The sequence below is a fragment of the Bacillus sp. B1-WWTP-T-0.5-Post-4 genome, assembly GCF_009183795.1.
Lineage (GTDB): Bacteria > Bacillota > Bacilli > Bacillales > Bacillaceae_G > Bacillus_A > Bacillus_A cereus.
Window position 1 is genome coordinate 1 of the sequence record NZ_WEIJ01000012.1, and the last position, 25,468, is coordinate 25,468.

Genomic DNA, 25,468 nt, shown 5'->3' on the forward strand with positions numbered 1-25,468 from the left:
GCAGAAATATAGGTTTTTAAATGTTTTTATAGTATTTTATAAATTATCTAAATAATTATTTGTATCCAATAATTTTAAACAATGATATAATTTTGAAGAGGGGTAAAAAACAGATAAATTACAGTCATAGGGGTGAATTACATGGAACAATTAATGCGAAATTCGTTTCTTTTCTTATCTAAAAATAAAGCGCTAACAAAACTGGCTAAAAAGTACGGTTTACGCTTTGGTGCAGGTCGCTTCGTCGCAGGGGAGACGATTGAATTAGCGACAGCTGCCATTCAACAATTAAATAAGCAAGGTCTTTGTGTAACAATCGATTATTTAGGTGAATTCGTTGATAATGAAGCGGAAGCAAATGAAATGGCTAACCAATCGATTGAAGCGATCCGTGCAATTGGAAGAGAAGGTCTTGATTCACAGCTTTCTTTAAAGATGACTTCTATGGGATTAGATATCTCTGATGAAATCGTAATGAACAATATGCGCCGTATTTTAGAAGCTGCAAAAGAAAATGGTGTGTTCGTTACAATTGATATGGAAGATTATACACGCTGCGGAAAGACAATTGATATCTTTAAACAGTTAAAATCTGAGTACGATAATATTGGTACTGTTATTCAAGCTTACCTATATCGTACAGAAAAAGATATTGAGGATTTAAATGCTTATAAACCTAATTTACGTCTTGTAAAAGGAGCTTATAAAGAACCTGAAGAAGTGGCGTTCCCGGACAAGAAAGATGTAGATGACAATTATAAAAAGATTATTAAAATGCACTTATTAAATGGAAATTATACTGCAATTGCTTCACATGACGAAGCGATTATTGAATATACAAAAAAACTTGCTGAAGAACATAATATTCCAAGGGATCAATTTGAATTCCAAATGTTATATGGTATTCGTAATGAGCGTCAACTTGAGCTAGTAAAAGAAGGTTACAAAATGCGTGTTTACGTACCTTATGGAAACGATTGGTATGGATATTTCATGCGCCGTCTAGCAGAGCGTCCAGCAAACGTTGCGTTCGTATTAAAAGGTATGGTTAAAAAATAACCAAGGAGAAAATACTCCTTGGTTATTTTAATTGCTGAAATGCATAATGTGCCATTTTCTTCGTATCAGGATATAGTTGCGCGCGAGTAGAAGATAATACGACGTTAATGACGCGTTTACCGTCTTTTTCATCCACTGTTACGACTGTATATTTGCCAAGTGCTGATAGACCGCTTTTACTTCCAATCGCATATGGATCGTCATATAGTTCTTCTCGTCCGTAGTTTGCGATGTTTGGAGAGCGTTCTGAAGTATGTAGAGTTGTACGTGTTGAATTCATATATTCTAAAACAACTGGATACTTTAATGCTTCTTTCGTAATAATAGCAATGTCATATGGCGATACTTTATTTCCAAGTGCATCAGCACCACTTGCGTTCTTGAAAGTCGCATGCTTTGTACCGAGTTCCTTCGCTCTAGCATTCATCATTTTTACAAATTCATTTTTTGATCCTGCAATATGTTCTGCAATTGATTCAGCTATTGGATCTGCACTAATGATAAGCATCAGTTTTAATGCCTCATCACGTTTTAACTTTTCCCCAGCACGAAGTTTAATTTTCTTACTTTGACTTTCTGTTTTAATTGCGTTTTCTGTAACTGTAATTTCTTCATCCTCTTTTACATTCTCTAGTAAAAGAAGGGCTGTCATCATTTTGGCTATACTAGCCGGATAAGAGCGTTCGTCTTCGCGTTTTCCATACAAAACTTCACCTGTGTCTGCATCGATTGTAACTCCATATTGCCCAGTAATATTAGGTTGATCAGCTCTTACAGCTTGTTGCCTTTGTGCATAAGAGAAGAAAATCATCCCTGTAAATAGTGTGGCAATCATTACAATCATAACTATTGTTCGTTTCATTATAATTCCCTCATTTGTTACAAATAAATTGGGCAGAAAAAGCAGCCATTAATCATTATGCCACGTTCTCTGCCCAAAAATATAGCGTTATTTTTCGCCCATATTATGCTTTTTATATTGTTGGTTATTACCTTGACGTCCTTTTTCCACGCCGTGGTTATGCGGACCTGCGTTTCCAGTTACACTAGCTGCACTAATTCCAGCCTTTGAAGGGTTCTTCTTAAGTTTTGCCATATATATTCCTCCAGTTTCGTCAGATTATAAAAAGGGAAAGTGTATTTTAGTGAAGAAAATACATATATAGCATGGGCAAATAAAAGAAAAATATTTATTTCAGAAAATTTTATCAATAAATATATTGCGAAAATTTAAACAGTATCATATATTTATTAGTAGAGGCTCACTCATTGATTGCGACTTATGTCGAAAAATTGAATGAGCATTCATTCAAGAATAGGGGGAGAATTGGATGTTCCAAATTAAAAAGGCTGCTGTTCTAGGTTCAGGCGTAATGGGTTCGGGAATTGCGGCACACTTAGCTAATATTGGTATTCCGACATTATTGCTTGATATTGTACCACCTGCGCTTACGAAAGAAGAAGAAGCGAAGGGACTTACATTAGAACATAAAAGTGTGAGAAATCGTTTTAGTAATACGGCTGTGCAAAAACTATTAAAGCAAAAACCAGCTCCTCTGACAGTGAAAGGAAATTTAGCACTGATTGAAGCAGGTAACTTAGAAGATGACCTTGAGCGTCTAGCTGATGTAGATTGGATTATTGAAGTAGTAGTTGAAAACTTAGATATTAAAAAGAAACTATTTGAAAAAGTAGATGCGGTTCGTAAACCGGGTTCTATCGTAAGCTCGAATACGTCAGGTATTTCAGTTGAAAAAATGGCAGAAGGTCGTTCAGACGACTTCCAGAAACACTTCTTAGGCACACACTTTTTTAACCCACCACGATATTTAAAACTTCTAGAGGTAATACCGACGAAAGAAACAGATCCACAAGTATTAAGCTTCATGAAACTATTTGGCGAAGACGTTCTTGGAAAAGGCGTTGTTATCGCAAAAGATACACCAAACTTTATTGGAAACCGCATCGGTACGTACGGTTTACTTGTTACTCTTCAAGAGATGGTAAAACGCGGCTATAGCATTGGGGAAGTTGATTCTGTAACAGGCCCACTTATTGGTCGTCCGAAGAGCGCAACGTTCCGCACATTAGATGTTGTCGGTTTAGATACATTCGTACACGTTGCAAATAACGTATATGAAAATGTGCAAGAAGAAGAGCGTGATGTATTTAAAGTACCAGCTTTCATGCATGACATGCTGGAGAAAAAATGGCTTGGAAGTAAAACGGGTCAAGGCTTCTTCTTAAAACAAGGAAAAGAAATTTTAGAATTAAATCCTGAAACGATGGAATACGAAGCGCGTAAAAAATTAAAAGCTACATCCGTAGAGTTAAGTAAACAAGAAAAAGGATTAGCGAATAAATTGAAAGCGCTTGTATACGCAAAAGACCGTGCAGGAGAGTTATTATGGAACATCATTACACCAACTCTTTTATACTCTGCAAAACTTCATAAAGAAATTGCTGACGATATCGTTGCAATTGACCAAGCGATGAAGTGGGGCTTTGGATGGGAGCAAGGGCCATTTGAAGTGTGGGATGCAATCGGCGTTGAAAAATCTGTTCAAAAGATGGAAGAAAACGGCGTAGTTGTTCCTACTTGGGTGAAAGAAATGTTAGAGAAAGGTTTCACTACTTTCTATAAACATGATAACGGCGATAGCTACTATTACGATAATGGCGAATATAAACTAATCGAGCGTAATAAAAAAGCAATTTCTCTTAAGCAATTAAAAGCGAAAAATGGTGTATTAAAGAAAAATAGCGGAGCGAGCTTAATTGATTTAGGCGACGGCATCCTTTGCTTAGAGTTCCATTCGAAGAGCAATGCAATCGGTATGGATATTACGCAAATGATTAACTACGCTGTTGATGAAGTAGAAAAGAATTATAAAGGTCTTGTTATCGGTAACCAATCGAAGAACTTCTGCGTTGGTGCGAACCTAGCAATGATCTTAATGGAAGCACAAGACGACAACTACTTTGAAATTGAGTGGGTTGTGAAAAACTTCCAAGATGCAATGACGAAAATTAAGTACTCTTCTAAGCCAGTTGTAGCAGCACCATATGGTATGACGCTTGGCGGAGGTACAGAAGTTTGCTTACCAGCAGCGAGCATTCAAGCTTCTAGTGAAACGTATATGGGCTTAGTAGAAGTTGGTGTTGGCTTAATCCCTGGCGGAGGCGGTAATAAAGAGCTATACATTAAACACTTAAACAAAATGGCAAACGGTGTAGAGTTTGATCTGCAAAAAGTTGCAAATAAAGTGTTCGAAACAGTCGCAATGGCGAAAGTTTCAACTTCAGGACAAGAAGCAGTTTCTCATAACTTCTTAGGTGATAAAGATGGTATTAGTGTGAATGGTGATCACTTACTATACGATGCGAAACAGAAAGCACTTGCTTTATATGAAGCTGGTTATAAAGCGCCGATCCGCAAAAAGATACCAGTTGTTGGGGAAACAGGATATGCAACTCTTGCACTTGGTGCGGAAGCAATGCATTTATCTGGTTACATTTCAGAGTACGATCTTCACATTGCTAAGAAACTTGCATATGTCATTGCGGGCGGAAAAGTACCGTACGGAACAGAAGTTGATGAGCAATATTTATTAGATGTAGAACGTGAAGCATTTATTAGCTTAGTAAGTGAGATGAAATCACAAGCAAGAATGCAGCACATGCTTGTAAAAGGAAAGCCATTACGTAACTAATAACGAGGGGAGATATCGTTCATGAGAGAAGCTGTCATTGTTGCGGGAGCAAGAACACCAATTGGAAAAGCAAAGAGGGGTTCATTAAAAACAGTTCGTCCTGACGATCTAGGGGCGTTAGTAGTAAAGGAAACGTTAAAGCGTGCGAATTATGAAGGACCAATCGATGATTTAATTTTCGGTTGTGCGATGCCAGAAGCAGAGCAAGGTTTAAATATGGCTCGTAATATCGGCGGATTAGCAGGACTTTCTTACGATGTTCCAGCTATTACGATTAACCGTTACTGTTCTTCAGGTTTACAAAGTATCGCTTACGGAGCAGAGCGTATTATGCTTGGTCACTCTGAAGCTGTATTATCAGGCGGAGCAGAATCAATGAGTTTAGTTCCAATGATGGGACACGTTGTTCGTCCGAATAGTCGCCTTGTAGAAGCGGCTCCAGAATATTATATGGGTATGGGACATACAGCAGAGCAAGTTGCTGTGAAATATGGAATTTCTCGTGAAGAGCAAGATGCATTTGCAGTAAGAAGTCATCAACGTGCTGCGAAAGCATTAGCTGCAGGAAACTTTGCTGATGAAACAGTATCTGTAGATGTAACGTTACGTACTGTTGGATCAAATAACAAACTGCAAGAAGAAACAATCACTTTCGCACAAGACGAAGGTGTAAGAGCAGAAACAACGCTAGACATTTTAGGTAAATTACGTCCAGCATTTAACGTTCGCGGTTCTGTAACAGCTGGTAACTCTTCACAAATGAGTGACGGTGCAGCATCTGTACTATTAATGGATCGCGAAAAAGCAGTGAGCGATGGCATGAAGCCACTTGCGAAATTCCGTTCATTTGCAGTAGCTGGCGTACCACCAGAAGTAATGGGAATCGGCCCAATCGCTGCAATTCCAAAAGCGTTAAAACTAGCTGGCTTAGAGCTATCTGATATTGGCTTATTTGAACTAAATGAAGCATTCGCTTCTCAATCAATTCAAGTTATTCGTGAACTTGGTTTAGATGAAGAAAAAGTAAACGTAAACGGTGGTGCAATCGCACTTGGACATCCACTTGGCTGTACAGGAGCAAAACTAACACTATCTCTTATTCACGAAATGAAACGCCGCAACGAACAATTCGGTATCGTAACAATGTGTATCGGCGGCGGAATGGGAGCAGCGGGAGTATTTGAATTACTTTAAAAAAAGTGGAAGCGGCTCGCTCAGAATGAGAGGGGGATGGAGCTTCAGACGTAGAGGCGTTCTTTGCCTCGCAGGAAGAAGCGAAGCCACCGAACATTCTAGCCGCTGGAACTGGATTAGATAAAAAGTGCAGGTGGCTCGTTTAGAACAGGAGGGCGTTGGAAGCCCTGACGAAGAGGCGCTTTTTGCCTCACAGGAAGGGGTGAAACGACCGACTGTTCTAGCCACTGGAACTGGATTATAAAAAAAGTGGAAGCGGTTCGCTCAGAACGAGACGACGCTAAAGCAAAGAATGGAAGCAACAAAGGTTTATAAAAAAGGGGAGAGCCAGCTTCTTTCAAAAAGAGAGAAGCGGCTCATGAAAATATGAAGGAGGAAATTTTCATGGAAAAAACAGTAGGAAATGCGGTTAAAGGCGGTAGCTTTTTAGTAGATGAGATTACGATTGATCAAGTGTTTACGCCAGAAGATTTTTCATCTGAGCATAAAATGATTGCAAAAACGACAGAGGACTTTATTGTAAATGAAGTTCTTCCAGAGCTTGAATATTTAGAGCAACATGAGTTTGATCGTTCAGTTCGTCTTTTAAAAGAAGCTGGGGAACTTGGTTTATTAGGCGCTGACGTACCAGAAGAGTACGGCGGAATTGGTCTTGATAAAGTAAGCTCAGCGTTAATCGCAGAGAAATTCTCTCGCGCTGGTGGCTTTGCAATTACTCACGGTGCTCACGTAGGTATCGGATCTTTACCAATCGTATTATTCGGTAACGAAGAGCAAAAGAAAAAGTATTTACCATTACTTGCAACTGGTGAAAAATTAGCTGCATACGCATTAACAGAGCCAGGTTCAGGATCTGACGCATTAGGTGCAAAAACAACTGCACGTTTAAATGCAGAAGGTACACATTACGTATTAAACGGTGAAAAACAGTGGATTACAAACTCTGCATTCGCTGACGTATTTATTGTATATGCAAAAATCGATGGAGAGCACTTCTCAGCATTTATCGTAGAGAAAGACTACGCTGGCGTATCTACAAGCCCAGAAGAAAAGAAAATGGGTATTAAATGTTCTTCAACTCGTACGTTAATTTTAGAAGATGCGTTAGTACCGAAAGAAAACTTACTTGGTGAAATCGGTAAAGGTCATATTATCGCATTCAACATTTTAAATATCGGTCGTTATAAATTAGGTGTTGGTACAGTTGGATCTGCGAAACGTGCAGTAGAAATTTCAGCACAATATGCAAACCAACGTCAACAGTTCAAACAACCAATCGCTCGCTTCCCATTAATTCAAGAGAAACTTGCGAATATGGCAGCAAAAACATATGCAGCTGAAAGCTCTGTATATCGTACAGTAGGTTTATTCGAAAGCCGCATGAGCACATTATCTGAAGAAGAAGTAAAAGATGGTAAAGCAGTAGCAGCTTCTATCGCTGAATATGCAATCGAGTGCTCTTTAAACAAAGTATTCGGTTCTGAAGTATTAGACTATACAGTAGATGAAGGTGTTCAAATTCACGGTGGTTACGGATTTATGGCAGAGTACGAGATTGAAAGAATGTACCGTGATTCTCGTATTAACCGTATTTTCGAAGGAACGAACGAAATTAACCGCCTAATCGTACCAGGTACGTTCTTACGTAAAGCGATGAAAGGTGAATTACCACTTCTTCAAAAAGCACAAAAATTACAAGAAGAGTTAATGATGATGATGCCAGAAGAAGTAGGCGATGAGCCATTAGCACTTCAAAAGTATTTAGTAACTAATGCGAAGAAAATCGGCTTAATGGTAGCTGGATTAGCGGCTCAAAAATACGGTAAAGCATTAGATAAAGAGCAAGAAATTCTGGTAAATATCGCTGACATCGTAAGCAATCTATACGCAATGGAATCAGCTGTTCTTCGTACAGAAAAAGCAATCAAAACAACTGGTCTTGAAAAGAATAAACAAAAAGTGTTATACACTGAAGTATTCTGCCAAGAAGCATTTAACGAAATCGAAGCAGATGCGAAAGAAACACTTATCGCAGTTGAAAACGGCGACATGCTGCGCATGATGTTATCATCATTACGTAAATTAACTCGCCACACACCACTTAACGTAATTCCGAAGAAACGTGAAATCGCTGCGAAAATTTTAGAAGATGAGCGTTACACAGTTTAATATCTTTAAAGAACAGTAGTCGTTTATACGGCTACTGTTCTTTTTTTTGAAAAAAAGAAATTTTTAGTGACATAAAACTAATACCATTAGTATAATGAAACTAATGGTATTAGTTTTCGTGAAAAGGGAGATGGGACTATGAGGATGATACATGAAAAAACGTTATATCAATTGTCATTTTTGCCAAGAGCGTTTCCTGTAAATTGTTACTTTGTAGAGGAAGAAGATGGTTTAACTTTAATTGATGCGGCTTTGCCATATAGCGCAAAAGGTATTTTACAGGCGGCTGAGAAAATAGGAAAACCAATTACTAAAATTGTATTAACACATGCGCATGATGATCACATTGGTGCATTAGACGCATTAAAGGAAGTACTTCCTCATGTTCCAGTCTATATTTCTAAGCGGGACGCAAAGCTGTTAGAAGGAGATACGACGTTACAAAAGGATGAACCGAATATACCGATAAAAGGCGGTGTACCTAAAAAATTAAAAACGGTACCTGATGTTTTATTGGAAGATGGCGACCGAGTTGGATCGCTTCTTGCGATTATGACACCGGGACATACGCCGGGCTCCATGTCGTTTCTTGATGTAAGAAATAAAGCTCTTATTGTTGGGGATGCATTCCAAACAAGAGGAGGTATGGCTGTTTCGGGACAAATAAAATTTTGGTTTCCGTTTCCGGCGATGGCAACGTGGAGCAAAGAAATATCATTACAAAGTGCACAGAAGCTAAGCGAATATGAGCCTTCCTTGCTTGCAGCAGGGCACGGAAAAATGATAAAGGATCCAGGGGCTGTCATAGAGCTTGCTATTAAGGAAGCGAAGCGGAATATAGAAAGTAAGAAAGAGGGTTAATTTATGTCACCGAGAATCGGACTTACATTACAGAAAATTGTAGAAACAGCTGCAGAAATTGCAGATACAAATGGAATACAAGAAGTAACGTTAGCTTCATTAGCGCAAAGATTAGGGATACGTTCGCCCTCACTATATAATCATGTAAAAGGGTTACAAGATGTACGGAAACATCTTGGTATTTACGGAATAAAACAGCTGCATAACAAACTGGAAGAAGCAGCCGAGGATAAACGTATGGATGAAGCAATTCATGCATTAGGAGAAGCATATGTAGCATTTGTCCGAAAACATCCTGGACTATATGAAGCAACTTTTTTACGAGATGAAGAAGTAAGAAAAGCAGGTGACGGAATTGTAAAGCTTTGTCTTCGAGTTTTACAACAGTATGGCTTAGAAGGAGAGAATGCACTTCATGCGACACGCGGATTTAGAAGTATTTGTCATGGATTTGCTTCGATTGAACAACAGGGCGGATTTGGTTTGCCGTTAGATTTAGATATAAGTTTACATGTATTGTTGGAAACGTTTATTAAAGGGTTACGTGAATAAGAAGCGAGGCAAACAAAAACCTTAGAAGTGATTCTAAGGTTTTTTAGTGCATATAATTCGAAAAGAGCGGTAGGCTTTTTCTCATTACATGATATTATTTAGCAGGTTTGAAAAATGTGTATATGGCTAAGAAAAAGCAAACGAAACTGAATACGGTAGGATCTTGATATGGACTAGGCTCAGAGCCCTTCTGGATTTCTGTAAGGAAGTCATGTGTTTTCATGTTCATTGCTCCTTTAACTAATAAAATTTATATGATGCGAGGGTTATGGTGGATAGATAAGAAATTTTTGGAATTTCATCTAATAATTATTCTATAGTAATCTAATTCCAAAAACTATATAATACAAAGCTTTCATGATATGTAAAATTGCATATTATTCTTTTTGAAAAATTTGTTATATTATCTATATATTTGTATTAAAAGGTTTTTGTTAAGGTAATGAAAACAAATGGAGGAATAGTATGAGAAAAACAGTATTAGACGCGTATAATGCAGAAAGAGAAGTAGATAACATAACATATAAAAATCTAGTTGTAACGATTGCAAGCATTCTAGGGTTCTCACTCTTAGGGGGATTATTCCTTGCTTTAGCCCTTGGAATTTTTGGAGAAGAGGTATTACGTGCTAATTTAGAGGGCTATTATTTACTTCTATTTGATGCAGCTGTTGTTACTATTGTTTTATTTGCGTATAAACCAGTGCTTCATTTTATTAAGAACATATGGGATGTATCTATTTTAAAAAATGGGAAAACCTACTTGTATTTATTAATAGGTTTTATCATCATTGCATTAACTCAGTATGTAATGTTAGAGTTGTTTAGCTTTGAAAGTGCAGAGCAGCAACGAGATCAATTAGGGAGCTTAGGACTTCAAAATAGTCTACAAAGTATTATATATGTGTTAAGTGTTGCTATAATTACACCAATTAAAGAAGAAATTTTATATAGAGGTATTTTGTATCGATTTTTTGAAAAGAAATATAGTTTTCTAATTGGTATCATTATTTCTTCCTTTATCTTTGGGATTCTTCATGGTGGTTTTCCAGTTACGGCAATGATTATGGGGATTGTATTTGCTATGTTATATAAGAAAACACAATCTATTTTACCTAGCATCATTTTACATATTGTATGGAACCTACTTGTGAGTATAAGTATGATTGTTTCTTTATAAAATTGAATGAATATTTAGCATAAAAGATGAATGGCCTAGCTATTCATCTTTTATTTTGTTTATATGTGGGAAAAGTTGATGAATACAATCCAAAAAGAACCAAATACTAATGATGAATGAACAAAGAAAGGCGGGTATGTTATATGCAAAACTTAACAGAGCTTGAAGTAGAAAATTTACGTCATTTAATTGGTGGACACGCAACAATTATTAACAAGTTGGAGCAGTATGCACAGACGTGTACAGATCCACAACTGAAACAAATGCTACAAAAAGATGCGCAAGATGCACGAAATACGAAACAGCAATTAATGACTTTCCTAGGATAGGAGGAAGCGGAAAATGAATGAAAAAGATATGGTAAATGATTATTTAGCAGGATTAAATGCAAGTTTAACAAGCTATGCAAATTATATTGCTCAGTCTGATAATGAACAGTTACATCAAACGTTAATTCAAATTCGTAATCAAGACGAGGCGCGCCAACGTAATATGTATGAGTATGCAAAGCAAAAGAGTTATTACAAACCGGCAGCACCTGCTAATCCAATGATTGTACAGCAATTAAAAAGTCAATTAAGTGCGGAATAACAGGAAAAAGAAGACGAGCGAATTTATTCGCTCGTTTTCTTTTTGTATATGTCAATAAATACATAATAAATATTTTTCCAGTTGTAACAAATATGACGAAAATGGAATATAACAATTCACAAAAAGGACAAAAACTTTGTTCAATATTTCACAAAGTATCCATGGTTTCTATCGTGAGAACCTCTATAATTAGGATTGTAAAGAACAAAAGAAATAGATTATATGATCAATTAGGAGAGATTGCTATGAAAAGACATACAAGAAAAATTGCAATTATCGGTACTGGATTAGTTGGATCAAGTTGTGCGTATTCTATTGTGAATCAAGGTATTTGCGAAGAGCTATTATTAATTGATATAAATCATGAACGTGCAGTTGGGGAAGCAATGGATTTATCACATTGCATTAACTTTACAAATACAAGAACAAAAGTATATGCAGGAAGCTATGAAGACTGCAAAGATATGGACATTGTTATTATTACAGCAGGGCCAGCACCAAAACCTGGACAAAGTCGCTTAGATACTTTAGGAGCGAGTGCGAAGATTATGGAAAGTGTTGTTGGTGGTGTAATGGCAAGTGGATTTGATGGTATTTTCTTACTTGCATCGAACCCAGTTGATATTATTACATATCAAGTGTGGAAATTATCTGGATTACCTAGAAATCGCGTAATCGGTACTGGTACATCACTAGATTCTTCTCGCTTAAGAACAATTTTATCTGAAATGCTACATGTAGATCCTCGTAGTATTCATGGGTATTCATTAGGAGAACATGGTGATTCTCAAATGGTTGCTTGGTCTCATGTAACTGTTGGTGGAAAGCCAATTCTGCAAATTTTAGAAGAACAAAAAGAACGATTTGGTGAAATAGATTTAGATGAAATTGTTGAGAAGACTGCAAAAGCTGGCTGGGAAATTTATAAACGTAAAGGAACTACTTATTACGGGATTGGAAATTCTCTAGCATATATTGCGAGTTCAATCTTTAATGATGATCACCGTGTCATTGCTGTATCAGCCATTTTAGATGGTGAGTACGGTGAATATGATATTTGTACAGGAGTACCAGCTATTATTACTAGAGACGGTATAAGAGAAGTTGTAGAACTCAATTTAACAGAGGATGAAGAATCTCGATTCGCAAAATCAAACGATATTTTACGTGATTATATGAAAACAATTGGTTACTAACTTATAGGAGAAGGTGAAACAAATGAAGGAATATATAATGTCTCGTGTATTTAAAGCATCTGCTGGAATCGCACAAGGTATTTTCGTATCCCTCGGAATTGGTTTACTGATCGAAAATATAGGAAGAATTGTTGATATACCATTACTTATTACAATCGGAGTTGTTGCAAAATCACTAATGGCACCGGCAATTGGTGCCGGCATTGCTTTTATGCTCGGTGCAAACGGTCTTGTAATCTTCTCGGCGATGGTAGCCGGAGCGATTGGTGCCGGATCCATTTCAATTACTGAAGCTGGTCTAATTATTAAAACAGGTGAGCCAATCGGTGCATTATTAACAGCAACTTTAGCTGTATATATTGGTAAACGTTTAAGTGGAAAAACTGCGTTAGATATGATGCTCGTTCCATTTGCGGCCATATTAGGTTCTGGTTTAGTAGGCATTTGGTTATCTCATAATATTACTCCTGTTTTAAATGCAGTTGGAGCGTTTATTAAAGATAGCTCAGCTGGTAGCCCATTCATCGCTTCTATCGTCATTGCAGTAGTTTGGGGACTATTACTTATCTCTCCAGCTTCATCAGCTGCGTTAGCAATTGCACTTAGCTTAGACGGTGTTGCAGGTGGTGCTGCTCTTGCCGGCTGCGTTGCTCAGTTTATCGGATTCTCTGTCATCTCAGCGAAAGAAAACAATTTAGGTGGCATATTAGCTCAAGCACTTTGTACTCCGAAAGTACAATTGCCAAATATCACTAAAAATCCAATGATTCTCGTCCCAACTGTCGTCGCCAGTGCTATAGTCGGTCCAGTATCAGCATTAATTTTCCAACTGGAAGCAGGAAAGGAAATTGCAGGTCTTGGATTAAGTTCTCTTATCGCACCAATTAATTTAATTTCCAGCCAAGGATGGGAAGTTCTCCCGGCGATGGTAATTACTTATATCGTCATTCCAGTAGCTGTTTCTTATATACTTTACATTGCTCTTAAAAAAGCAGGTCGTATTCATTCTGGTGATATGACTGTACCGCAATCTTAAATTGAAAATCTCCTTAATAATAGATAAAAGCAGACTGAAGCCACAGTCTGCTTTTTTGTCATGCTACATTCTATGATTTTGTTTTACTGGAACTCTTATTGGTTCTTTGGCCAATAAGAGCTGAACGCCGAAGTAAAGTATGCTTGCAAGCGTCATTCCAGAAACGGCATCTACAAAGGCATGCTGCTTCGTAAATAGCGTTGATAAAATAATAAGTGTACCGAAGAAAGTAAGGATGTAATATTCAAAAACATGCTGTTCTCTACGCTTAAAGGCAGCTAACATAATTACAAATGTAGTAAGAACGTGAATGCTAGGGAAACAGTTTACTGGCTGGTCGATACTATAAATATAGCGAACTAGTTCAGAAAATACATCTGTTCCAACGACAGTCGGACGTGGTACAGTTGTTTGCCAAAAATAATAAATAGAAAAACAAGCAAGCTTTCCAAAAATAACACTACTTAAAGTAACATAATATTGCTTTCGGTCAGCAAAACAGTAATAAATAAGTGCGCCGTATAAGTATGGAAACCAAAGTAAATAAGGAATAATAAATGCTTTTACAAATGGAATCCAATCATCCACTACAGTTGTAACGTCTACTGCGTGAACAGTCGATTTATTTAATACGTCGTAAAGGGGACTTACGAGCACGAGTAGAAGTATATAACTTAACGGAAGAAAAGATGAAAGTTTAAATTTCTTCATGTTGATCTCCTATGTTTAGTAATGTAAGTAAATTCAATTGATTATAATATAGAAACGTGAATTGGGCTATCGATTTTACTTACATTTTCTTGAATTAACCTTACGTTTTTGTCACTTGACTAAAAAGAAGGGGAGGGTGCTAAATGAAGCGTTTATCGTATTTCTTATTTTTTATATTGATATGCCTAGTCGGTGCTGGGTGTGCAAAGGATAAAGAAGGAGAGAAATTAGAATATAACGGAAGAGCACTCGTAATTGGAGTTGTTGGAGAAAAACCGAAAGATACGTTTAGGAATATAAAGTTTGAGGAAATGAAGTTAGAGGAACTGGAAAAGAAATCTAAGGAAGTAGATGGTTTTCTAATAATGAAAGATCACTTTCAAGAAGCCTCAACAGAGCAATATAAAAATGTATTTTCATCACTAAAGAAACCAGTGTTTTTTATCGGTTTACAAGATAAATCATATTCGATTTTTATTACAAAAGGGATAGAGTATAACAGTGCCCGAAAAGATGTAAATGCTATGTATACGCAAGGGTTTGCGAATATCGGAAGTGGTGAAGGACAACAATGGGCAGTTGGTTTATCGAATGGTGGAAATACAGAAGAAAGTATTCATAATATGTATATCGTCGTATTTCAAACAATTGCAGATTATTTAAATAGATAATGAAGGAGCCTGCAAAAGAGGCTTCTTGTTTTTTTAAACAAACGTTTGTTTAAGCTGTATGTTCGGTAGGAAGAAACCGATGTAACTCAAGGGTTAACAAAGAAAAATAGAGAATTAATCAAACGTTTGTTTAAGCTGTATGTTCGGTAGAAAGAAACTCCTGTAGTTCAAAGGTTAAGAAAGAAAATGGAGAATTAATCAAACGCTTGTTTAAGATATATGTTTGGTGCAGAATCTAAAAAATTTATATATTTATTTTTTTCTTAACAAATGGCGGAAAAATAAGAAAAATTCGCAGGATTATTAAAAATTATCACGAAATAAGTAAAAGTTTAGCGAATAATGGTTTGAAATAATAAAACGTTTTCTATATGATAAAGGTAAAGGTTAGTAAAAAAGTAGGTGAATTTATGACAGTAACATTTTATTCATATCCAAAGTGTGGCACATGTCAAAAGGCAAAGAAATGGTTTGAGGCAAACGATGTAGCATATGAGATGATTCATATTGTTGAAAATCCACCATCAAAAGAAGATTTACGTAATTTACATGAAAAAAGTGAATTACCATTAAAAAAATTCTTTAATACAAGTGGAATGCGTTACCGTGAACTTGGTCTAAAAGATAAGTTGAAAGATGCAAGCGAAGACGAAATGTATGAGCTTTTAGCATCTGATGGCATGTTGATTAAACGTCCAATTGTAACAGATGGAACGAATGTAACACTTGGTTTTAACGAAGAGCAGTTTGAAAGTGTGTGGAAAAAGTACCAATAAGGTATTTTTACATAATTAATACATTCACTGGAGGTACAGTCATGAGCATTCCAAATAATTTACGTTACTCTGAAGAACACGAATGGGTAAAAACTGAAGGTAATGAAGTTGTTATCGGTATCACTCACTTTGCACAAGGTGAGCTAGGCGATATCGTATTCGTTGAACTTCCTGAAGTAGGTGCAACAATCGAAGCTAACGAGCCATTCGGAAGCGTAGAATCTGTTAAAACAGTTTCTGAGTTATACGCACCTGTAAGCGGTAAAGTTGTAGCAGTAAACGAAGAATTAAGTGACCAACCAGAACTTGTTAACGAATCTCCATACGAGGGTGCATGGATGGTTAAAGTTGAACTTTCTGATGCAAGCCAAGTTGAGAAGTTATTAACTGCAGAAAAATATGCAGAAATGACAAACCAAGACTAATTATAGTCGACTAAAGGACAGCCTTTGTGCTGTCCTTTTTTATTTTTTGTGAAATAATGAAATTCAAGTTATATGTAAATAAATAAGCTATTATGAGAAAAACTGTTTTGTGGTAAGGTTTCATAAGTCTTCACAATCTAAACGAGCCGCTTGCGCTTTTCATTGTCTAGCTCCAGCGGCTAGATTGTTCGGTGGCTTCGCTTCTTCCTGCAAGGCCAAAAGCGCCTTTACGTCAGAAGCTCCATCCCCCTCACAATCTGAATGAGCCGCTTGCGCTTTTCTTTTGCAAAAATAAACAGGAAACAACATGAAAATAACGAATATACTATATACTAAGTTCAAGGTTATATAGTATATGGTGATCGGGTGATGACATATGATTTATGTAGAAAAAGTCATTATTGTAGAAGGTACATCAGATAGAAGAAAGATTGAATCTATTATTCGTGAACCGGTGGAAATTGTTTGTACAAATGGTACAATTGGTTTGTCGAAAATGGATGAGCTCGTTGATCAGTTTTTTGATAAGGAAGTGTATGTGCTAGTGGATGCTGATGATGCTGGAGAAAAGTTAAGGAAACAATTTCGAAAAGAATTCCCGCAAGCCGAGCATATCTATATTGATCGCTCGTACCGAGAAGTGGCAACTGCGCCATCTACACACTTAGCAAATGTATTATGGGGAGCCGACATTGACGTTTATACAGAATATTTACGGTAAGGAATGATAGAAGTGATTGATTGGACAGGAGCCGAAGCTACAGCCCTAATAGAGAACGAAGAAAAAACAGTATTATATGTATATACTCCAATGTGTGGAACATGCCAATTAGCAAAAAAGATGTTAACAGTCGTTGAGATGACAATTGAAGGCCTCAAAATTGGGATGTTAGATTTAAATTATGCTCCGCATTTAGCGAAAGAGTATGGGATTGAAAGTGTACCTTGTTTACTTGTTTTTGAAAATGGGACACTGATGAAGAAGATATACGCATTTCATTCGGTTGAATATTTATATACGGAATTAAAGTAGGCGGCAAAATTTTTGCCGCCTCGACATATTTCTTGGGAAATATGTCGAGATGCAGGGTGGATACAGTATTTGTCGAGCGAAAATAACAGGATTGCTCTTTAGTGAGAGGGAATGGTATGTAATAGAAAGTGATATGAAGGATGTGATTTAGGGTGAGATTATATTCTTTGCTTCAATCATTTGTAAATTACGCTAATGCTCAATATCATTTAGAACCGCTTTTAAGACGAGAGGAGAAAACTGTTAATTTCCGCTTTAGAGATGAAAGTTGTTCGTTACAAATTTCAAGAGATTATATAGAGCTGCTACAAGAGGAAAGAGGAACGGAACAAATCATTTGCTTAGATGAAAAAGATATAGAGCAATTGGTGAATGGAAATGTACGATTGCAAATGTTAATGAACGATGGGCGTGTACAATATTCGGGAACGTACCAAACGATGTTATTAGTGGAATCGATGTTTCATATATGTAAACCGATGTCAGTAGGTGCTTAAAATTCTGAAGTTTCATTTTTTACGAAAATTTCTGTTGACATGGTAAGTGTATATTGATACAATTCAAGTCATAAAATATAGACAATTTCATAAATTTCAAATCAGACGAAAATTGAATCTGATTTCTCTTATCAAGAGAGGTGGAGGGACTGTGCCCTGTGAAGCCCGGCAACCGTCAACTTATGTTGAAATGGTGCCAATTCCTGCAAAGCGAATGCTTTGAGAGATGAGAGAGAGGGATAATGTTGTTATATACGCATATAAACCTTTCTGCTTCTCTAAAGCAGAAAGGTTTTTTTATTGTTTGAATGTGGAGGACATTCAAATAATAAAAGTAATGATAACAGTGGACTACACGCATTAAAAATAAAAAATTGCGGAGTCGACCTAAACAAAAAAGGGGTGAACATCATGATTCTATTAGAGAACGTAAAGAAAATATATAAGGCGAAAAGCGGTGATGTCACTGCTGTAGATAATGCCAATTTAAAAATAGATAAAGGTGAAATATTTGGTGTTATCGGATATAGTGGCGCTGGAAAAAGTTCTTTAATTAGATTGTTCAATCAGTTGGAGAAACCAACTTCTGGCCAAATTACAATTGCAAATCGTGTCATTTCAGCAATTACAGGAAGCGAACTTCGTAAGGCAAGGCAAGAAATCGGAATGATTTTTCAGCACTTCAACTTACTTTGGTCACGAACTGTACGTGAAAATATAGAGTTTCCACTTGAAATTGCAGGTGTTGATAAAGCGAAGAGAAGAAAACGTGTTGATGAATTAATTCATCTTGTTGGATTAGAAGGAAGAGGAGACGCGTACCCATCTCAGCTGAGCGGGGGACAAAAGCAACGCGTTGGGATTGCAAGAGCATTAGCTAACAATCCACAAGTGCTTTTATGTGACGAAGCAACGTCAGCTCTTGATCCGGAAACGACAGATCAAATTTTGGATTTACTATTAGACATTAATAAGCGCCTTGGTTTAACAATTGTACTCATTACACATGAGATGCACGTAATTCGAAAGATTTGTAATCGTGTTGCGGTAATGGAGAAAGGAAAGATTGTAGAAACAGGTCCAGTACTTGATGTATTCCGTAATCCGAAGCAAGATATTACGAAACGATTTGTACAGCAGTTAACGGATTCTGAAGATACAAATGAAACGATTGAAAGTTTAATTGAAAAATATCCAGATGGAAAAGTAATTCGTTTGCAGTTTATCGGTGAGGCTGTAGAAAGACCAGTGCTTCAACGATTGATGCAACGCAGTGACATAGAAGTTAGCATTTTGCAAGGAAATATCGCACAAACGAATAACGGTTCTTACGGTAGTTTAGTTGTTCATTTAAATGGTGAGGAAACAGCGATCCAGCAAGCAATAGAAGGAATTCATCAAGATCAAGTAGAGCTGGAGGTGATTGCACATGGATAAGTTACTCACAAATGTTGATTGGAATCAAATGTTAGAAGCAACTGGTGAAACGTTATATATGACGGCAATCGCAGCTCTTGCGACATTTGTTTTAGGACTCATTTTAGGATTGTTACTCTTCATGACAGCAAAAGATAATTTATGGGAAAACAAATCAATTAATACGGTGATTGGAGCATTCGTAAATATATTCCGTTCTATACCATTCATCATTTTAATTATTTTATTAATCCCATTCACAAAGATTCTTCTTGGAACAATTCTTGGAGCAAGTGCAGCTTTGCCGGCTTTAATTATTGGAGCGGCACCATTCTACGCGAGAATGGTTGAAATTGCACTTCGCGAAATTGATAAAGGTGTAATTGAAGCTTCAAAAGCAATGGGAGCAAAAACAAGCACAATTATTTTGAAAGTGTTAATTCCAGAATCGTTACCAGCATTAGTATCTGGTATTACGGTTACGACAATTGCTTTAGTAGGCTATACAGCAATGGCAGGAGTTGTTGGTGCTGGTGGCCTTGGAACACTTGCTTACTTAGAAGGATTCCAAAGAGGGAATAACGATGTAACAATCGTTGCGACAATTTGTGTATTACTAGTTGTATTTTTAATTCAGTGGATTGGTGATAGTTTAACGACTCGAATAGATAAACGATAATGAAAAACGGGAGGATGTTTCAAATGAAAAAATTGTTACTTACGGCACTTATTTCAACTTCAATTTTTGGATTAGCTGCTTGTGGCGGGAAAGATAAAGATGAAAAGAAACTTGTTGTTGGTGCTTCTAACGTACCGCACGCTGTTATTTTAGAAAAGGCAAAACCGTTACTTGAGAAAAAAGGAATTGAATTAGAAATTAAAAAATTCCAAGACTACGTATTACCAAATAAATCGTTAGCGGATAAGGAATTAGATGCAAACTACTTCCAGCATATTCCGTATTTAGAAAAAGAAATTAAAGATAAAAAGTATGACTTTGAAGTAGCAGGAAAGATTCATTTAGAACCAATTGGTGTGTACTCTCAAAAGTATAAGAGTTTAAAAGAGCTTCCAGATGGTGCGACAATTATTATGAGTAATTCAGTTGCTGACCACGGACGTGGTTTAGCAATTTTACAAAAAGAAGGTATTTTAAAAATTAAAGACGGAATAGATCCAGTTAAAGCAACTACAAAAGATATTGCAGATAATCCGAAAAATCTAAAATTCAAAACGGATATCGAGCCTGGTTTATTGCCACAAGTGTATAACAATAAAGAAGGCGACGCTGTTTTAATTAACTCTAACTATGCAATTGATGCAAAGTTAAATCCGGAAAAAGATGCAATTGCAATTGAAGGAAATGATTCACCATACGCAAACATAGTAGCTGTTCGTAAAGGCGATAAAGATAAGAAAGAGATTAAAGCTCTTGTAGAAGTATTGCATTCTAAAGAAATTGAAGACTTCATTAATAAAGAATATAAAGGGGCAGTTGTTCCTGTAAAAGAATAATTGCTGAAAAGGGCTGGTGTATGCCGGCTCTTTTTATAACTACATAACCATTGGGGAGAAGGGGAAATCATATGAAAAAGGTTCTACTGTCAGTTGTTACAGCGTTGTCTGTATTTACATTAGCTGCTTGCGGGAGCAAAGAGGAGAATAAGCTTGTTGTGGGAGCTTCTAACGTGCCACACGCTGTTATTTTAGAAAAGGCACAGCCGATATTAGAGAAAAAAGGCATTAAGTTAGAGATTAAAAAGTTCCAGGATTATGTACTGCCAAATAAAGCGTTAGCGGATAAAGAAATTGATGCGAACTACTTCCAGCATATTCCTTACTTAGATAAAGAAATTCAAGAAAAGGGATATAAAATTGTAAACGCAGGAAAAATCCATTTAGAGCCAATGGGTATTTATTCTAAGAAATATAAAAGCTTAAAAGACTTACCAGATGGCGGGACAGTGATTATGAGTAATAACGTAGCGGAGCGTGGCCGCATGCTAGCGCTGTTACAAAAAGGCGGCGTTATTAAATTAAAAGACGGAGTAGATGTTGTTAAAGCAACAGTAAAAGATGTTGTAGAAAACCCGAAAAACTTAAAATTTAAAACAGATGTTGAACCTGGACTTTCACCGAAATTGTATGAAAATAATGAGGGAGATGCTTTATTTATTAATTCAAACTATGCAATTGATGCAAAATTAAATCCAACAAAGGATGCAATTGCGATTGAAGGATCAGACTCTCCGTATGCAAACATCATTGCAGTTCGTAAAGGTGATGAGAAGAAAAAAGAAATTAAAGAGCTAGTAGAAGTGCTACATTCAAAAGAAATTCAAGATTTTATTAATAAAGAATATAAAGGTGCTGTACTTCCGGTAAGTGAATAAATATAAGGAAAGGGCTGGAAAATTACCAGTCCTTTTTTCTTTATATAAATAAGAAGAAAGGTGTATCATAGAAAGATGTGAAGGAAATACTTATATACATTTGTGAAAAAACGGTTACTTTTTTTCGTCGTTTGCGATATCATTTTATTTGATATAAAATTAGAATGAGAATAAAATGAGAATATGAACGTTTTAGGAATTTTTAAAATGTATATATAGGATTAATGGAGGTATTGAGATGGCTGGTTCTACATTAACGGTTAAAGACTTACACGTATCAATTGATGGCAAAGAAATTTTAAAGGGTGTAAACCTTGAAGTAAAAGGTGGAGAAATCCACGCAATTATGGGACCTAACGGAACAGGTAAATCAACTTTATCTTCTGCAATTATGGGTCACCCAAAGTATGAAGTAACAGAAGGTAGCATCATCATCGACGGTGAAGATGTATTAGAAATGGAAGTAGACGAGCGCGCACAAGCGGGTCTATTCCTAGCAATGCAATATCCAAGTGAAATTAGCGGAGTAACAAACGCTGACTTCTTACGTTCTGCAATTAATGCACGTCGTGAAGAAGGCGATGAAATTTCTCTTATGAAATTTATCCGTACATTAGATAAAAACATGGAATTCCTAGAAATGGATCCAGAAATGGCACAACGTTACTTAAACGAAGGTTTCTCTGGTGGAGAGAAAAAACGTAACGAAATTCTTCAATTAATGATGATTGAGCCAAAAATCGCAATCTTAGATGAAATTGACTCAGGTCTTGATATCGATGCATTAAAAGTTGTATCTAAAGGTATTAACGAAATGCGCGGCGAAGAGTTCGGTTGCCTAATGATTACGCATTACCAACGTTTATTAAACTACATCACTCCAGACTTCGTTCACGTTATGATGAACGGTCGTATCGTTAAATCTGGTGGCCCTGAGCTTGCACAACGTCTAGAAGCTGAAGGTTACGACTGGATTAAAAAAGAATTAGGTATTGAAGACGAAACAACAGAGCAAGAAGCGTAAGAGAGGAGCATAAACATGACAATCGGTACATTACCTTTCGATCAAGAAACAATCCGTCAACGCGCAAGCGAAGTAAACGAAGCAGCTTGGTTGACTGAGTTCCGCTTACAAGCTCTTGCACAAGCAACTGAACTTCCAATGCCAACGCCTGATAAAACGAAAATTGACAAATGGGACTTTATCGGAAAAGGCGACGCTGCTAAGCAAGAGCCTGTAAGTTCTTTAACTGAACTTCCAGAAGCAGTGAAAAACTTAATCGATGAAAATAACAGCGTATTAGTGCAACGTACTGGTACAACTGCATTCGTTTCTTTAGCAGACGAAGCAAAAGAAAAAGGTGTTATTTTTACAGACATCGTAACAGCAGCAACTGAGCACGCTGAACTAGTACAAAAGTACTTAATGAAAGACGGCGTGAAAGTAGACGAGCATCGTCTAACTGCACTTCATGCTGCATTAATCAACGGCGGTGCATTCGTATATGTTCCGAAAAACGTTGTTCTTGAAACTCCACTTCAAGCTGTATTTTTAGTAGACGGCGAAGAAGCTAACGTATATAACCACGTATTATTCGTAGCTGATGCGAACAGTACTGCAACTTATGTAGAAAACTACGTTGCAAATGAAAATGCTAAAGGTATTGCAAATATCGTAGCAGAAGTAATCGTGGAACAAGGCGCACAAGTGAAATTCGGTGCGGTTGATCTATTAGCAAAAGACGTAACAACTTACGTTAACCGCCGCGGCGTTGTAGGACGCGACGGCCGTATTGATTGGGCTCTAGGCCTTATGAATGACGGAAACACAATTTCAGAGAATGTTACGAACTTAATGGGCGACGGTTCATATGCTGATACGAAAACAGTAACAATTGGCCGTGGTAACCAAACACAAAACTTTACAACTAAAGTTGTTCACTTCGGTAAACACTCTGAAGGTTGGATTTTAAAACACGGTGTACAAAAAGATAGTGCAACATCTATCTTTAACGGAATTGGTAAGATTGAACACGGTGCATCTAAATCAAATGCACAACAATCTTCTCGCGTTCTTATGTTAGATGAAAAAGCACGCGGTGATGCAAACCCAATTCTTTTAATCGACGAAGATGATGTAATGGCAGGTCACGCAGCTTCAGTAGGTCGCGTAGATCCAGTCCAACTATACTACTTGATGAGCCGTGGTATTCCAAAACGCGAAGCAGAACGTTTAGTCATCCATGGATTCTTAGCACCTGTAGTTAATGAGCTTCCAATTGAAGGAGTAAAGGCACAGCTTGTTGAGGTAATTGAAAGGAAAGTTCGCTAATGAATATTCATGAAATACGCAAACAGTTTCCAATTCTTGATCAAAAAGTGAACGGCAAACAACTTGTTTATTTCGATAGTGCAGCAACTTCTCAAAAACCAATTCAAGTCATTGAAACGTTAGAACGTTACTATAAAGAATATAATTCTAACGTGCATCGCGGTGTTCATACGCTCGGTACGAAAGCTACCGACGCGTATGAAGGTGCACGTGAGAAAGTTCGCAAGTTTATTAACGCGAAATCAATGGAAGAGATTATTTTCACACGCGGAACGACAACTGCATTAAATACAGTAGCAGCTAGCTATGGTCTTGAAAATGTAAAAGAGGGCGATGAAATCGTTATTTCTTACATGGAGCACCATAGTAATATCATTCCGTGGCAACAAGTTGCGAAGAAAACTGGTGCAACTTTAAAATATCTTCCGCTTCAACCAGACGGTACAATTTCTTTAGAAGATGTTCGTCAAACAGTTACACCGAATACAAAAATCGTTTCTATTATGCAAGTATCAAACGTACTTGGAACGATTAACCCTGTAAAAGAAATCGGAGCAATCGCACACGAAAATGGCGCAATTATGGTCGTTGATGGTGCACAAAGTACACCTCACATGAAAGTGGATGTACAAGATTTAAACTGTGATTTCTACGCATTATCTGCTCATAAGATGTGCGGACCTACAGGTATCGGCGTATTATATGGTAAAAAAGAATTGCTGAACAATATGGAGCCAATTGAATTTGGCGGTGAAATGATTGATTTCGTAGATTTACAAGAATCTACGTGGAAAGAGCTTCCGTGGAAGTTTGAAGCAGGTACACCGATTATCGGTAATGCAATCGGACTTGGTGCGGCAATTGATTTCCTAGAAGAAATCGGTCTTGATAATATTGAAAAGCATGAGCATGAATTAGCGCGATACGCTTTAGAAAGACTATCAGAAGTAGATGGCGTTACAATTTATGGTCCAAAGCATCGCGCTGGTCTTGTTACATTTAATATTGAAGACGTACATCCTCACGATGTAGCGACTGTATTAGATGTAGAAGGCATTGCAGTTCGCGCAGGACATCACTGTGCACAACCGCTTATGAAGTGGCTAAAAGCTTCTTCAACAGCACGTGCGAGCTTCTATTTATATAATACAAAAGAAGAAATTGATACATTTGTTGAATCGCTAATCAAGACAAAGGAGTATTTCACAAATGTCATTTAATAATTTAGATACGTTATATCGTCAAGTTATTATGGATCATTACAAAAATCCTCGTAACCATGGCGTGTTAGAAGATAGTGTTACCGTTAACTTGAACAATCCAACTTGCGGCGATCGTATTCAACTTACGATGAAAGTAGAAGAAGGTATTGTGCAAGAGGCGAAGTTTGAAGGTGAAGGATGTTCAATCTCAATGTCTTCAGCTTCAATGATGACACAAGCAGTAAAAGGTAAGAAAATTGAAGAAGCACTTCAGCTTTCGAAAATTTTCTCTGACATGATGCTAGGAAAAGAGTACGATGACAGCATCGATTTAGGAGATATTGAAGCATTACAAGGCGTATGCAAGTTCCCTGCACGTATTAAATGTGCAACATTAGCGTGGAAAGCGTTAGAAAAGGGCTTAAACGAAGATAAGTAATGTTAAAGGTTCCTAAAAACGAG

General features: G+C 37.0%; 29 protein-coding genes and 1 riboswitch. Of the genes, 25 read left to right on the forward strand and 4 right to left on the reverse strand.

The genetic code is table 11. From position 1 onward, the window contains the following. Positions 1–141: 141 nt before the first annotated feature. Entirely contained in the window at positions 142–1,059 is a 918-nt protein-coding gene (locus tag GBN91_RS24560) for a proline dehydrogenase family protein (RefSeq protein WP_000436783.1), read from the forward strand. 22 nt (positions 1,060–1,081) lie between these two features. On the opposite strand, the gene GBN91_RS24565 is transcribed toward GBN91_RS24560, so the two are convergent. Together GBN91_RS24565 and GBN91_RS24570 are read right to left on the reverse strand one after the other, a co-directional pair. Further along, on the reverse strand, positions 1,082–1,921 hold the full coding sequence (locus GBN91_RS24565; RefSeq protein ID WP_152122568.1) for a D-alanyl-D-alanine carboxypeptidase family protein: 840 nt from the start codon (positions 1,919–1,921) through the stop codon (positions 1,082–1,084). 87 nt (positions 1,922–2,008) lie between these two features. Continuing rightward, entirely contained in the window at positions 2,009–2,155 is a 147-nt protein-coding gene (locus GBN91_RS24570) for a YuzL family protein (protein ID WP_001096344.1), read from the reverse strand. A 235-nt stretch (positions 2,156–2,390) separates the two neighbouring features. Between GBN91_RS24570 and GBN91_RS24575 the strand changes: the two genes are divergently transcribed. From GBN91_RS24575 to GBN91_RS24620, 10 genes are all read left to right on the forward strand, one after another. After that, positions 2,391–4,772: a 3-hydroxyacyl-CoA dehydrogenase/enoyl-CoA hydratase family protein gene (locus GBN91_RS24575; protein ID WP_152122570.1), complete on the forward strand. Its 2,382-nt coding sequence runs from the start codon at positions 2,391–2,393 to the stop codon at positions 4,770–4,772. Positions 4,773–4,793: 21 nt separating this feature from the next. Further along, positions 4,794–5,966, forward strand: a complete 1,173-nt coding sequence (locus tag GBN91_RS24580) for an acetyl-CoA C-acetyltransferase (RefSeq protein ID WP_001206345.1) — start codon at positions 4,794–4,796, stop codon at positions 5,964–5,966. Positions 5,967–6,350: 384 nt separating this feature from the next. Then, on the forward strand, positions 6,351–8,135 hold the full coding sequence (locus GBN91_RS24585) for an acyl-CoA dehydrogenase family protein (RefSeq protein WP_000416282.1): 1,785 nt from the start codon (positions 6,351–6,353) through the stop codon (positions 8,133–8,135). 138 nt (positions 8,136–8,273) lie between these two features. Beyond that, positions 8,274–8,996 (forward strand): MBL fold metallo-hydrolase, encoded by a 723-nt coding sequence (locus tag GBN91_RS24590; RefSeq protein WP_001242322.1) that lies wholly within the window; start codon positions 8,274–8,276, stop codon positions 8,994–8,996. Positions 8,997–8,999: 3 nt separating this feature from the next. Then, entirely contained in the window at positions 9,000–9,548 is a 549-nt protein-coding gene (locus GBN91_RS24595; RefSeq protein WP_000074934.1) for a TetR/AcrR family transcriptional regulator, read from the forward strand. A gap of 465 nt (positions 9,549–10,013) precedes the next feature. Next, the gene (locus GBN91_RS24600; protein ID WP_149150014.1) at positions 10,014–10,727 is read left to right on the forward strand and encodes a CPBP family intramembrane glutamic endopeptidase; all 714 of its coding nucleotides are present in this window, start codon (positions 10,014–10,016) and stop codon (positions 10,725–10,727) included. A gap of 143 nt (positions 10,728–10,870) precedes the next feature. After that, positions 10,871–11,056 (forward strand): hypothetical protein, encoded by a 186-nt coding sequence (locus GBN91_RS24605; RefSeq protein WP_001180555.1) that lies wholly within the window; start codon positions 10,871–10,873, stop codon positions 11,054–11,056. Positions 11,057–11,069: 13 nt separating this feature from the next. Continuing rightward, entirely contained in the window at positions 11,070–11,318 is a 249-nt protein-coding gene (locus GBN91_RS24610) for a spore coat protein (RefSeq protein ID WP_001002981.1), read from the forward strand. Positions 11,319–11,563: 245 nt separating this feature from the next. After that, entirely contained in the window at positions 11,564–12,514 is a 951-nt protein-coding gene (locus GBN91_RS24615; RefSeq protein ID WP_000820649.1) for an L-lactate dehydrogenase, read from the forward strand. A 22-nt stretch (positions 12,515–12,536) separates the two neighbouring features. Continuing rightward, positions 12,537–13,550, forward strand: coding sequence for a PTS sugar transporter subunit IIC (locus GBN91_RS24620; protein ID WP_000666172.1), 1,014 nt, complete (start codon positions 12,537–12,539; stop codon positions 13,548–13,550). Between the two features lie 63 nt (positions 13,551–13,613). Here the strand turns inward: GBN91_RS24620 and GBN91_RS24625 are convergent, their stop codons facing one another. Beyond that, complete coding sequence (locus GBN91_RS24625; protein WP_000713775.1) at positions 13,614–14,261, reverse strand: phosphatase PAP2 family protein; 648 nt, start codon at positions 14,259–14,261, stop codon at positions 13,614–13,616. Positions 14,262–14,404: 143 nt separating this feature from the next. Here GBN91_RS24625 and GBN91_RS24630 point away from each other — a divergent pair, with 143 nt between their 5' ends. From GBN91_RS24630 to gcvH, 3 genes are all read left to right on the forward strand, one after another. Then, positions 14,405–14,932, forward strand: a complete 528-nt coding sequence (locus tag GBN91_RS24630) for a hypothetical protein (protein ID WP_000826874.1) — start codon at positions 14,405–14,407, stop codon at positions 14,930–14,932. Between the two features lie 410 nt (positions 14,933–15,342). Beyond that, on the forward strand, positions 15,343–15,708 hold the full coding sequence (locus GBN91_RS24635; protein WP_000218968.1) for an arsenate reductase family protein: 366 nt from the start codon (positions 15,343–15,345) through the stop codon (positions 15,706–15,708). A 41-nt stretch (positions 15,709–15,749) separates the two neighbouring features. After that, entirely contained in the window at positions 15,750–16,133 is a 384-nt protein-coding gene (gene gcvH / locus GBN91_RS24640) for a glycine cleavage system protein GcvH (RefSeq protein WP_000026897.1), read from the forward strand. A 159-nt stretch (positions 16,134–16,292) separates the two neighbouring features. Here gcvH and GBN91_RS24645 read toward each other — a convergent pair whose 3' ends face one another. Next, positions 16,293–16,442: a hypothetical protein gene (locus GBN91_RS24645; RefSeq protein WP_175425286.1), complete on the reverse strand. Its 150-nt coding sequence runs from the start codon at positions 16,440–16,442 to the stop codon at positions 16,293–16,295. A gap of 67 nt (positions 16,443–16,509) precedes the next feature. Between GBN91_RS24645 and GBN91_RS24650 the strand changes: the two genes are divergently transcribed. From GBN91_RS24650 to sufU, 11 genes are all read left to right on the forward strand, one after another. Further along, positions 16,510–16,854 (forward strand): toprim domain-containing protein, encoded by a 345-nt coding sequence (locus GBN91_RS24650; protein WP_000640870.1) that lies wholly within the window; start codon positions 16,510–16,512, stop codon positions 16,852–16,854. Between the two features lie 3 nt (positions 16,855–16,857). After that, positions 16,858–17,166, forward strand: coding sequence for a thioredoxin family protein (locus GBN91_RS24655; protein WP_002025020.1), 309 nt, complete (start codon positions 16,858–16,860; stop codon positions 17,164–17,166). 152 nt (positions 17,167–17,318) lie between these two features. Then, positions 17,319–17,663 carry a hypothetical protein gene (locus GBN91_RS24660; RefSeq protein ID WP_152122573.1) on the forward strand — a complete coding sequence of 115 codons (345 nt, stop codon included), beginning with the start codon at positions 17,319–17,321 and terminating at the stop codon, positions 17,661–17,663. A gap of 125 nt (positions 17,664–17,788) precedes the next feature. Then, a riboswitch (SAM riboswitch) is annotated at positions 17,789–17,896 on the forward strand. A 178-nt stretch (positions 17,897–18,074) separates the two neighbouring features. After that, positions 18,075–19,100 (forward strand): methionine ABC transporter ATP-binding protein, encoded by a 1,026-nt coding sequence (locus tag GBN91_RS24665; protein ID WP_000601754.1) that lies wholly within the window; start codon positions 18,075–18,077, stop codon positions 19,098–19,100. Beyond that, complete coding sequence (locus GBN91_RS24670; RefSeq protein ID WP_000359557.1) at positions 19,093–19,758, forward strand: methionine ABC transporter permease; 666 nt, start codon at positions 19,093–19,095, stop codon at positions 19,756–19,758. The genes GBN91_RS24665 and GBN91_RS24670 overlap by 8 nt, the downstream gene beginning before the upstream one ends. 23 nt (positions 19,759–19,781) lie before the next feature. Then, positions 19,782–20,594, forward strand: a complete 813-nt coding sequence (metQ, locus tag GBN91_RS24675; RefSeq protein WP_000735102.1) for a methionine ABC transporter substrate-binding lipoprotein MetQ — start codon at positions 19,782–19,784, stop codon at positions 20,592–20,594. Positions 20,595–20,665: 71 nt separating this feature from the next. Next, the gene (metQ, locus tag GBN91_RS24680; RefSeq protein WP_006918828.1) at positions 20,666–21,472 is read left to right on the forward strand and encodes a methionine ABC transporter substrate-binding lipoprotein MetQ; all 807 of its coding nucleotides are present in this window, start codon (positions 20,666–20,668) and stop codon (positions 21,470–21,472) included. A gap of 238 nt (positions 21,473–21,710) precedes the next feature. Next, positions 21,711–22,496: a Fe-S cluster assembly ATPase SufC gene (gene sufC / locus GBN91_RS24685; RefSeq protein ID WP_000929160.1), complete on the forward strand. Its 786-nt coding sequence runs from the start codon at positions 21,711–21,713 to the stop codon at positions 22,494–22,496. Between the two features lie 15 nt (positions 22,497–22,511). After that, positions 22,512–23,804 carry a Fe-S cluster assembly protein SufD gene (gene sufD, locus GBN91_RS24690; RefSeq protein ID WP_000152167.1) on the forward strand — a complete coding sequence of 431 codons (1,293 nt, stop codon included), beginning with the start codon at positions 22,512–22,514 and terminating at the stop codon, positions 23,802–23,804. After that, positions 23,804–25,024, forward strand: a complete 1,221-nt coding sequence (gene sufS / locus GBN91_RS24695; RefSeq protein ID WP_086411340.1) for a cysteine desulfurase SufS — start codon at positions 23,804–23,806, stop codon at positions 25,022–25,024. Before sufD ends, sufS begins: the two co-directional genes overlap by 1 nt. Continuing rightward, the gene (sufU, locus tag GBN91_RS24700; protein WP_000009523.1) at positions 25,014–25,445 is read left to right on the forward strand and encodes a Fe-S cluster assembly sulfur transfer protein SufU; all 432 of its coding nucleotides are present in this window, start codon (positions 25,014–25,016) and stop codon (positions 25,443–25,445) included. Before sufS ends, sufU begins: the two co-directional genes overlap by 11 nt. Positions 25,446–25,468: the final 23 nt, after the last annotated feature.

Excerpts from the sequence above, each read along its gene's own strand:
- sufU (WP_000009523.1), top strand. The coding sequence starts at position 25,014 with ATGTCATTTAATAATTTAGATACGTTATATCGTCAAGTTATTATGGAT.
- sufD (WP_000152167.1), top strand. The coding sequence starts at position 22,512 with ATGACAATCGGTACATTACCTTTCGATCAAGAAACAATCCGTCAACGC.
- sufS (WP_086411340.1), top strand. The coding sequence starts at position 23,804 with ATGAATATTCATGAAATACGCAAACAGTTTCCAATTCTTGATCAAAAA.
- GBN91_RS24580 (WP_001206345.1), top strand. The coding sequence starts at position 4,794 with ATGAGAGAAGCTGTCATTGTTGCGGGAGCAAGAACACCAATTGGAAAA.
- GBN91_RS24585 (WP_000416282.1), top strand. The coding sequence starts at position 6,351 with ATGGAAAAAACAGTAGGAAATGCGGTTAAAGGCGGTAGCTTTTTAGTA.
- GBN91_RS24560 (WP_000436783.1), top strand. The coding sequence starts at position 142 with ATGGAACAATTAATGCGAAATTCGTTTCTTTTCTTATCTAAAAATAAA.
- GBN91_RS24590 (WP_001242322.1), top strand. The coding sequence starts at position 8,274 with ATGAGGATGATACATGAAAAAACGTTATATCAATTGTCATTTTTGCCA.
- GBN91_RS24575 (WP_152122570.1), top strand. The coding sequence starts at position 2,391 with ATGTTCCAAATTAAAAAGGCTGCTGTTCTAGGTTCAGGCGTAATGGGT.
- GBN91_RS24665 (WP_000601754.1), top strand. The coding sequence starts at position 18,075 with ATGATTCTATTAGAGAACGTAAAGAAAATATATAAGGCGAAAAGCGGT.
- GBN91_RS24630 (WP_000826874.1), top strand. The coding sequence starts at position 14,405 with ATGAAGCGTTTATCGTATTTCTTATTTTTTATATTGATATGCCTAGTC.
- GBN91_RS24655 (WP_002025020.1), top strand. The coding sequence starts at position 16,858 with ATGATAGAAGTGATTGATTGGACAGGAGCCGAAGCTACAGCCCTAATA.
- GBN91_RS24595 (WP_000074934.1), top strand. The coding sequence starts at position 9,000 with ATGTCACCGAGAATCGGACTTACATTACAGAAAATTGTAGAAACAGCT.
- GBN91_RS24635 (WP_000218968.1), top strand. The coding sequence starts at position 15,343 with ATGACAGTAACATTTTATTCATATCCAAAGTGTGGCACATGTCAAAAG.
- GBN91_RS24570 (WP_001096344.1), bottom strand. The coding sequence starts at position 2,155 with ATGGCAAAACTTAAGAAGAACCCTTCAAAGGCTGGAATTAGTGCAGCT.
- metQ (WP_000735102.1), top strand. The coding sequence starts at position 19,782 with ATGAAAAAATTGTTACTTACGGCACTTATTTCAACTTCAATTTTTGGA.
- metQ (WP_006918828.1), top strand. The coding sequence starts at position 20,666 with ATGAAAAAGGTTCTACTGTCAGTTGTTACAGCGTTGTCTGTATTTACA.
- GBN91_RS24565 (WP_152122568.1), bottom strand. The coding sequence starts at position 1,921 with ATGAAACGAACAATAGTTATGATTGTAATGATTGCCACACTATTTACA.
- GBN91_RS24605 (WP_001180555.1), top strand. The coding sequence starts at position 10,871 with ATGCAAAACTTAACAGAGCTTGAAGTAGAAAATTTACGTCATTTAATT.
- sufC (WP_000929160.1), top strand. The coding sequence starts at position 21,711 with ATGGCTGGTTCTACATTAACGGTTAAAGACTTACACGTATCAATTGAT.
- GBN91_RS24600 (WP_149150014.1), top strand. The coding sequence starts at position 10,014 with ATGAGAAAAACAGTATTAGACGCGTATAATGCAGAAAGAGAAGTAGAT.
- GBN91_RS24610 (WP_001002981.1), top strand. The coding sequence starts at position 11,070 with ATGAATGAAAAAGATATGGTAAATGATTATTTAGCAGGATTAAATGCA.
- gcvH (WP_000026897.1), top strand. The coding sequence starts at position 15,750 with ATGAGCATTCCAAATAATTTACGTTACTCTGAAGAACACGAATGGGTA.
- GBN91_RS24615 (WP_000820649.1), top strand. The coding sequence starts at position 11,564 with ATGAAAAGACATACAAGAAAAATTGCAATTATCGGTACTGGATTAGTT.
- GBN91_RS24620 (WP_000666172.1), top strand. The coding sequence starts at position 12,537 with ATGAAGGAATATATAATGTCTCGTGTATTTAAAGCATCTGCTGGAATC.
- GBN91_RS24650 (WP_000640870.1), top strand. The coding sequence starts at position 16,510 with ATGATTTATGTAGAAAAAGTCATTATTGTAGAAGGTACATCAGATAGA.
- GBN91_RS24625 (WP_000713775.1), bottom strand. The coding sequence starts at position 14,261 with ATGAAGAAATTTAAACTTTCATCTTTTCTTCCGTTAAGTTATATACTT.
- GBN91_RS24670 (WP_000359557.1), top strand. The coding sequence starts at position 19,093 with ATGGATAAGTTACTCACAAATGTTGATTGGAATCAAATGTTAGAAGCA.
- GBN91_RS24645 (WP_175425286.1), bottom strand. The coding sequence starts at position 16,442 with ATGTTGTTTCCTGTTTATTTTTGCAAAAGAAAAGCGCAAGCGGCTCAT.